Origin of the sequence: Neobacillus drentensis, assembly GCF_036965245.1 — a bacterium.
In the GTDB taxonomy this organism is placed as follows: Bacteria; Bacillota; Bacilli; order Bacillales; family Cytobacillaceae; genus Neobacillus; species Neobacillus drentensis_G.
Map to the genome: position 1 here is coordinate 1 of NZ_JBALPG010000072.1, position 257 is coordinate 257.

Consider the following 257-nt stretch of genomic DNA (forward strand, 5'->3'; position numbering starts at 1 on the left):
GATTGGCAATGTGGGTGGCATTTATTTCTGCTGTTTCCATGTTATTTTTAGAAGTTCTAACATTTTCGTTTAGAAACCGTTGGAATATTCTTGGTCCATATGTCTCTCTATTTGACATAACATTACTGTTAATGACATGGGGGTTATTCTTCTATTGCAGAGCATTGGCAAAAAAAGGTGTGCTAAAATAATTAACTGTATTGGTCTAATGTGCCATCAATAAATAAAGTGGAATATGAACCTTTTAGGTAGTTTTT

General features: G+C 33.1%; 1 protein-coding gene. It reads left to right on the forward strand.

What is annotated here, in order from left to right; genetic code table 11:
• On the forward strand, nt 1–191 hold a 191-nt coding region (locus V7150_RS15890), incomplete at its 5' end, for a hypothetical protein (protein WP_335520200.1).
• Nucleotides 192–257 lie beyond the last annotated feature (66 nt).